General features: G+C 40.5%; 14 protein-coding genes and 1 pseudogene. 4 read left to right on the top strand and 11 right to left on the bottom strand.

Features of this window, described 5'->3' with window-relative positions:
* Positions 1-131: 131 nt before the first annotated feature.
* The 9 genes and pseudogenes from A3761_RS22440 to A3761_RS22400 all read right to left on the bottom strand — a co-directional run bounded on the left by A3761_RS22440 (position 132) and on the right by A3761_RS22400 (position 4,008).
* A complete protein-coding gene (locus tag A3761_RS22440; protein ID WP_068552979.1) occupies positions 132-662 on the bottom strand; it encodes an ABC transporter substrate-binding protein in 531 nt (176 codons plus the stop codon).
* A gap of 9 nt (positions 663-671) precedes the next feature.
* On the bottom strand, positions 672-884 hold the full coding sequence (locus A3761_RS22435) for a hypothetical protein (protein ID WP_068516628.1): 213 nt from the start codon (positions 882-884) through the stop codon (positions 672-674).
* Positions 885-980: 96 nt separating this feature from the next.
* Positions 981-1,439 carry a hypothetical protein gene (locus A3761_RS22430; protein WP_068552980.1) on the bottom strand — a complete coding sequence of 153 codons (459 nt, stop codon included), beginning with the start codon at positions 1,437-1,439 and terminating at the stop codon, positions 981-983.
* An 18-nt stretch (positions 1,440-1,457) separates the two neighbouring features.
* On the bottom strand, positions 1,458-1,868 hold the full coding sequence (locus A3761_RS22425; RefSeq protein ID WP_068750919.1) for a DUF4345 domain-containing protein: 411 nt from the start codon (positions 1,866-1,868) through the stop codon (positions 1,458-1,460).
* A 92-nt stretch (positions 1,869-1,960) separates the two neighbouring features.
* A pseudogene (locus tag A3761_RS22420) lies at positions 1,961-2,189 on the bottom strand (Txe/YoeB family addiction module toxin); the annotation flags it as partial.
* A 297-nt stretch (positions 2,190-2,486) separates the two neighbouring features.
* Positions 2,487-2,897 carry a hypothetical protein gene (locus A3761_RS22415; protein ID WP_197470046.1) on the bottom strand — a complete coding sequence of 137 codons (411 nt, stop codon included), beginning with the start codon at positions 2,895-2,897 and terminating at the stop codon, positions 2,487-2,489.
* Between the two features lie 90 nt (positions 2,898-2,987).
* Positions 2,988-3,374 carry a VOC family protein gene (locus tag A3761_RS22410; protein ID WP_068552689.1) on the bottom strand — a complete coding sequence of 129 codons (387 nt, stop codon included), beginning with the start codon at positions 3,372-3,374 and terminating at the stop codon, positions 2,988-2,990.
* A gap of 77 nt (positions 3,375-3,451) precedes the next feature.
* Positions 3,452-3,763, bottom strand: a complete 312-nt coding sequence (locus A3761_RS22405; protein WP_068552981.1) for a type II toxin-antitoxin system RelE/ParE family toxin — start codon at positions 3,761-3,763, stop codon at positions 3,452-3,454.
* A complete protein-coding gene (locus A3761_RS22400; protein ID WP_068507610.1) occupies positions 3,751-4,008 on the bottom strand; it encodes a type II toxin-antitoxin system Phd/YefM family antitoxin in 258 nt (85 codons plus the stop codon). The genes A3761_RS22405 and A3761_RS22400 overlap by 13 nt, the downstream gene beginning before the upstream one ends.
* 184 nt (positions 4,009-4,192) lie before the next feature.
* On the opposite strand from A3761_RS22400, the gene A3761_RS22395 reads away from it, so the two are divergent.
* The 4 genes from A3761_RS22395 (at position 4,193) to A3761_RS22380 (ending at position 5,443) form a co-directional block, all read left to right on the top strand.
* The gene (locus tag A3761_RS22395; protein ID WP_068516643.1) at positions 4,193-4,465 is read left to right on the top strand and encodes a type II toxin-antitoxin system Phd/YefM family antitoxin; all 273 of its coding nucleotides are present in this window, start codon (positions 4,193-4,195) and stop codon (positions 4,463-4,465) included.
* The gene (locus A3761_RS22390; RefSeq protein ID WP_068516648.1) at positions 4,446-4,715 is read left to right on the top strand and encodes a Txe/YoeB family addiction module toxin; all 270 of its coding nucleotides are present in this window, start codon (positions 4,446-4,448) and stop codon (positions 4,713-4,715) included. Before A3761_RS22395 ends, A3761_RS22390 begins: the two co-directional genes overlap by 20 nt.
* 165 nt (positions 4,716-4,880) lie before the next feature.
* Positions 4,881-5,126, top strand: a complete 246-nt coding sequence (locus A3761_RS22385; protein ID WP_068553687.1) for a type II toxin-antitoxin system CcdA family antitoxin — start codon at positions 4,881-4,883, stop codon at positions 5,124-5,126.
* Positions 5,126-5,443: a CcdB family protein gene (locus tag A3761_RS22380; protein ID WP_068516653.1), complete on the top strand. Its 318-nt coding sequence runs from the start codon at positions 5,126-5,128 to the stop codon at positions 5,441-5,443. The genes A3761_RS22385 and A3761_RS22380 overlap by 1 nt, the downstream gene beginning before the upstream one ends.
* Before the next feature lie 69 nt (positions 5,444-5,512).
* Here A3761_RS22380 and A3761_RS22375 read toward each other — a convergent pair whose 3' ends face one another.
* Both A3761_RS22375 and A3761_RS28685 read right to left on the bottom strand, forming a co-directional pair.
* On the bottom strand, positions 5,513-6,373 hold the full coding sequence (locus A3761_RS22375) for a PhzF family phenazine biosynthesis protein (protein WP_368664586.1): 861 nt from the start codon (positions 6,371-6,373) through the stop codon (positions 5,513-5,515).
* A 235-nt stretch (positions 6,374-6,608) separates the two neighbouring features.
* A partial coding sequence (locus tag A3761_RS28685) for a hypothetical protein (RefSeq protein ID WP_231881287.1) occupies positions 6,609-6,871 on the bottom strand: 263 nt, incomplete at its 5' end.

Below are 6,871 nucleotides of genomic sequence, written 5' to 3'. Positions count from 1 at the left end.
TGCACAGCCGAACAGCAGTGTTAGAGATAAAATAAAGATGGTGTTTTTGATCAATTGATATATTTCCCTATAAAGATTGTCTAACGCTGCGTTAACCGAAGGCGAGTTCGGTAGGGCGCTTGGTTAAACTCTTACTGAAGTTTTCCATATTTGGCTAGAATTTGTTTATATTCATCAGTTGTCTTGAACTTCGTCAGCTCCTCACTGAATCTCAATGACAGCTCTTCAAGCCCTGGCTTCTTCGCAAAAGCTAAATAATTTCCGCCAGGGCAATAACGCTTACTCCCAACGATAGTTAATTGATCCAAAATACCCATCTCCCGAGCTTTATGAAAGCCAACTAGCTCGACACCTATTGCTAAATCGATGCGACCCAGTAACAGCATATTCAAGCTTTGTTCCAAAGTTGGTACTCGCGATGCATTCTCTAATAGGTGAGAATTGTGTAACTCATCACAATATTTATAGCCAAGAATTGCCCCCACACGCAGGTTTTTAGGGTTATTTAAGTCAATAGAAGAAATAGAGTTTGTTGCTTTCTTAAAAAATACAGTAACGCCTTTAGACACTGGCTCACTAGGAAAGTGTAGGAATTCCTTTCTTTCTTCAGTTATAGAAGCGGCTAGTATTGCGTCAGCTTTTTTGTTTTTAACTAAACCCAAGCAGCGTTTTCATGGCAATAATCGAATATTAGCTGTTACGCCAAGCTTCTGAAATACTGATAACGCAACTTCTACGTCGGTTCCCACCACTTTATTATCTTCTTCATAGGCAAATGGAGGCCATGGATCTGTGACAATGTCTATTGCTTCATTTGCCCACGCCAACTGTACACAAAGTAAAGCAATTATGAACAATAAGAACTGATTTACTGACAACTTCATATCTGCCCCTTGATCATCAGTGTAGAAAAATGCGAGTTACTAGCTTAGTTGAAAACCCCCTCTTAGGAAACTTAACGATGCCCCTATGAGGCCTTGTTAGCTGCTTTTTGCATACTTTGATTTTAACCGTTTATGACGATGAGCAAATATTGATTGAAATACTGGTTTAAATAAATAACCTAAAAAGCCTAATTTACTTTTGAAATAAACGACATCTCTTATTTTTGCCCCTGAACCATCAGCTGAAATAGTTCGCTCATGTGACCACACATTATTGAGCATAGTTTTTGATGATTCGATAAAACCCATGCTATTGACCGATCTAAATTTAAATCGGTGTAAATCAACCGGGATGAACCCAAATAATAAGATTATGCTCGAAAATATATCGTCATTTACTGGCCACTCAGATATTGGTTTTGCCGCCCATTGTTGAGGGGCCGACATTTTTAATATGGGAGATAACTCGTAATTAACCCCCGACATGACCAATAGGTCTGCCGATAAATTTTCGGGGCAAACTGGCAACGATATTTCCATTTCGAATTTTGGCATGAATTTCCTTATTAAAGCTCACGGAGTTCCACAAGATTGCTTGGTTATGTTTTTANTATATTTTTTCCAGTAAATACCATAGATAGCTATTGGGATAACAAACTCTAAAATCATCGCCGGAATTAGAACACTAGCTGGAGGTCCTACGGACAATATTGAAATTAAACGGCCAAGCCCACCAATAAAAAATACCAAAGCAATAGATGGAATGAACTTATATTGAGCCTGAATATTTTGAGCGACCCAAAAGCAAAAGGCCCCATAAGCTAACCAGAAAACAGAGAAAAATCTTAATTCGTTATCCACTGTTGCTTCTGCACCTCCGGTTGAACCCGGAATTGCGGAAGCACCACCAAATAAGACATTTAACCCAGTTATTGCGACGACTAAAGCTAGTGCATACAAGATGTATTTTAGTGTTGATTCCATTCAATTATACCTCGATGTTGAAGTCTATTTTTTGCCTAACGCCCCGTTAACCGGGCGAGCGGGAGGCTAGTCCTGCTGAATGCTTCGTTAAATTATTTTTCATAGTGGTAACGGTAAGATATAATTATACGTTTATTATCGTCAACAACATATACCAACCGATTACTGTCATCTATGCGGCGAGACCAGAAATCAGCTAGGCTTTCTTTAAGAGGCTCAGGTTTACGTATACCCATCAAAATGATGACGTTGAGTATCGGGTATGAGCTTGTTGATACGTTTAAGTGTTTTCTTGTCTTGGCCTTGCCAGTAAACATAATCTGACTACGCCTCCGTAGTCGACGCTAATATTTCAATCATCGAGCAATCCATGCTCCTCTGTTTTGCCTGCACGATATTGCTGGATTGATTTACTTAGATGAGCGGCATTTGCAGGACTCTAGAGTAAATGCACTGGTTAGGCATTTTAATCGTCAATTAACAGATGCCCAAAATAAGAGAACACACCTATCATAACACCTGTGAATAGTTGTGCATGTACAAGATAGGACAATTTTTTCAACTCTCTTGGAGAGTATCGCCAGCTGATAAAAATACCGAATAGCCCTTGCCAGATTACTAGTGCGAGTACCGCAGGGAAAAAAGAATATGCATTGGTAAACCCATTAAAGCGATGTGCAGAAGTATTATAGCCACCGCACCGATACCGAAATATACATGCGTTCTATTTAATAGATTGATCAAACTATCTATAAGCGGCGGGTCAAGCTCTATACTGTATTCTGGTAAGAGCCTTTTAGCGATAGCCCCTTTTCCAAAAAACAATTTGATTAGAGTTCTGGCGTAAATGAATACGAGTAGCCATAAACCAATCTCTCCTAACCCTTCACCTATTTCAGCTAAAAATGTTTCACGCTCTTCAACTGGCGGGTAAAGGCTAAGGGCGTATATATAATATCCAATTGATAAGGCTACAGTGCTTCCTGTAAAAACAAGAATCTTTTTTAAACCCGTAGATACCGATTTCATTGTTTCATATTCCTAACGCCTACATTTGTGGCCGAACGAAGTGAGGTCCGGCCCAGCCGTTTTTTGGCTGGGCGATGCAAGATGGCCTTGTTACACGTTTTGATAGTTTGATACCTCGATAAGGTTGCCGTCAGGATCTCTAAAATATACTGACTCAACTTTACCTTTTGCACCTGTACGGCTTACTGGCCCCTCGATCACTGTAACGTCACAATTGTTTAAATGCTCGATAGCACTACCTATCGGGGTGGTAATAATAAAACATAAATCAGCACTACCTGATTTAACATTATTCGCTTTAGGTTCGAATTCACTGCCCAGTTGATGGAGGTTTATTTTCTGATTGCCAAATGACAACGCAACTCGGGACTCACCGAATATAACTTTTTCCATGCCCAATACTGATTGGTAGAAACTTACACTCTCCTCAATATCTTTGACGGTTAAAACTAAGTGATCAATTCTATCTACTTGCACAATACACCCTGTATTTTTTACATGTAACGCCTTTAGGTGCGGCTCGAACCCGAAGGCGAGACCGGTTGAACGCTTGGTTAGCTTCTATTTTTGGAAGATAGTAAAAACTTTCGTAAATCTCTTTCTTGCCTCAATACGTGAAGGATATAGACTGAGTCGCTATCTACTTTGTAGAAAACACGACAAGGATTTACTACAACTTCTCTATAATTTAGAGTCGAAATTTCTTCAGGTACTCTGCCTGAGTCAGGGAATTGTTCGAGCCTCTGCACCTTGCTGAAAACGTTTTCTACTAGCTGCCTCGCAGCGTACGGATTACTAACTTCAATATAATCTGCAATATCGTTCAGATTAATTAATGCTGGCTCAGTCCAGATTATTTGAGCCATTTACTCATCTTCTCTTTAGCTTGCGACATGTCCATTGTTCGACCTTCACGGATTGCCTGTTCGCCTTTCGCGATACCTTCCAGGATTTTCATCCGATCTACCATCAACTCATAATCAGCCACATCAACCAAATAGGCTGATGGCTGGCCATGTTCAGTTATAAGAATAGGTTCTTTTGACTCATGCAGATCTGCAAGCAGTTTCGTTGCTTGTCTCTTTAATGTAGTAACGACTTCAGTTCTCATAGTGACACCTTATATTAAAATGTATCACTATAGTATCACTCGAAATCAAAAAAAACTAACGCCTTATGCAGAGGCGAGTGAAACGAGTCCAGCCCACGGCCCTTTGTGGGCGTTCTTTGATTGCCTTGTTAAGGCTTTTAATTTATATTGTACGGTAATTCCGTACATTTAATTGGTGATTATTATGGATAGTGTAAGTGTTAATAAATTTAGAGACAACTTGAAAGGCTTTGTAGAACAGATAGTTGGGAACCATGAGCCCTTAAAGGTAACTAGGCGAGCCGGTGACGATTTTGTTGTGATGAGTGCTGACGACTGGGAAAGAGAGCAAGAAACCTTATATGTTTTGCAGAATACTAACTTGATGAAGCAAATCGCTGACTCGGTAAAAACACATACTGACAATGAAGGTTATAAGCCAAGCAAGGAGGAGATGAGTGAGATCACTGGTCTTTGAGGGAAATACATGGCAAGAATATGAAACCTTAAGAGAAAACGATAAAAAGCTATATAAGGTACTGTGCCGACAACTTAAGGAAATGCTGCGTGGTAACCCTGCCGAAGGAACGGGAAAACCAGAACAACTTAAGCATAATTTATCGGGACTTTGGTCGAGACGTCTAAGCCAGAAAGACCGGTTAATTTATAAATACGACGATGAGTATATTTACATTTTTGCTATTGGTGGGCACTACGGCCAACACTAATAGGCCTTAACGCCCGGCTCACCGGGAAATTTTGCTGGCGACTTTTTTGTCGCGTAGCGCAAAAATGGTGACAGTAAAATTTGTCCGGTGGAGCCGCTTGTTAAATGCTTGGATATGGAATAGCATAACAATACATATAAACAATGCGCATTAGGAGCAAATACCATGCAACCAAGTTTTGACCAGCAAGCGCCTAAGAAAGCTACTAACCTAACAGTAAACAGTGACCTTTTAAATCAAGCTAAAAGTTTGAAAATAAACTTATCAGCGACACTTGAACAAGCCTTGATTGTTCAAGTAAAAAAAGCACAACGCGAACAATGGCTTAAAGAAAATAAAGATGCTATTGACGAGCTGAACAAGTTGAGTGAAGAGAATGGTTTATTTTCTGACTCATTCAGGAGCTTTTAATGAGCCAATTTACGCTTTATTTGAACAAAGACAAAAGCAGTAAAAAAACATACCCCTATTTTGTTGATGTGCAAAACAACTTACTAAATGACTTGAATTCAAGACTAGTTATCCCGTTAACCCCTTCGAAAAAAGTTAACGAAAAAGTAGCTCAGAAGCTATGTCCTACAGTTAGAATTGAAGGAGAGGATTTCGTCCTCGTTACCAACCAAATGACAACTGTGCCTAAAACGCTTCTGAAATCCGAAGTAGACTCTCTAGAACATTATCGCTACCAAATCATTGATGCGATAGATATGTTGATTACTGGCATTTAACGCCAGCCGTAACCGGCGCATTTGTAGTGAGCAGCGCGAACGAAAAATGCCTCCGAGTTTACGGCATTGTTAGGTTTCGAATGCAATCTCTGCCTCCATAAACGTTACGGCACTTCCGTACAGTATGACTCGGTCGGCTTTGACTTCGCATGTAAGGCTGCCACCACGCTTAGAGACTTGCTTGGCGCTTAAAGTGCTTTTCCCAAGTTTACCAGCCCAGTACGGCGCAAGTTTGCAATGCGCTGCACCAGTAACGGGATCTTCGGGGATGCCAATTTTAGGAGCAAAGAATCTACTGACAAAATCCACATCGGAGCCCGGTGCGGTAACGATTACACCGCGAAAATCGAGTTGGCTAAGCAAAGAGTGGGTTGGTGTGATGGCTCGAACGATTGCCTCATTATCAAACACAGCTACGTAATCATCCGCGACCAATACCTCAATGGGGCACACACCAATGGCTTTAACCAAAGTTTCGGAAACCTCACAAGGAGTTAGTGCTAGCGCCGGAAAATCCATTTTTAGTTGATTGCCATCCTTTTCCACGCAAAGGTTGCCGCTACGCGTCTCAAAGATAATCGTTGGTTCAGTATGACCAAGAATTTCAAAGATGACATGAGCCGTTGCCAATGTGGCATGCCCACATAAATCAACCTCCTTAACAGGACTAAACCATCTTAAATTAAACCCAGTTTCTGTGGGCACGAAAAATGCTGTTTCAGATAAATTGTTTTCTTCTGCGATGGCTTGAAGCAATTCATCTTTCAGCCAGTTATCCAATGGACATACTGCCGCCGGGTTTCCCTCGAATGCACGGGTTGCAAAGGCATCAACTTGGTATTGTTTTATTTTCATATCCGATACTGTGTGATAAAAACCTAACGCCGCAATAAAGGGCGAGCGGCGCGCAGCAAAGCGAGTCCAGCCCACGGGCCCTTTCGTGGGCGATCTTTGATTGCTTGGTTATGTACTGTTGTCACGGAAAGGCCTCGATAATAGTGAGAATACCAACCAAGTTAAATATACAAATACTAAGTAAAAAATGCTAAATACAGACCCAAGCGCAAAAGTAGTGACCTGTGAACCTGTATGGACAGTATCTATTGTTGTTTGATGTTCTGGACCAATTTGAACATTTTCAGGTTTTGGTAACAAAGCTGCCACATCACTTTCTGAGAAAAACGCAATATTTAACAACCAATACGAAAACACCAAGAGAGTTGAGAATAATACGATACCAAAACGCTTGAATCGACCCTTTAAGTACTTTGAATTTAAGAATTGTAATATGAATGGGAATGTTAGAAATATTGCTAACAAAGCCACATAAGGTTGAAAGAATGTAAAAATAAGCTCGAACATTGTGACTAACTACTTTTCCTTTTATGTACATAGACATAATGACTCCCCACGTCCCAAAAGAGTGCT

It is taken from the genome of Oleiphilus sp. HI0123, assembly GCF_001635315.1.
The sequence above is the reverse complement of the archived record's forward strand: the minus strand, read 5'-3'. Positions and strand labels throughout refer to the sequence as shown.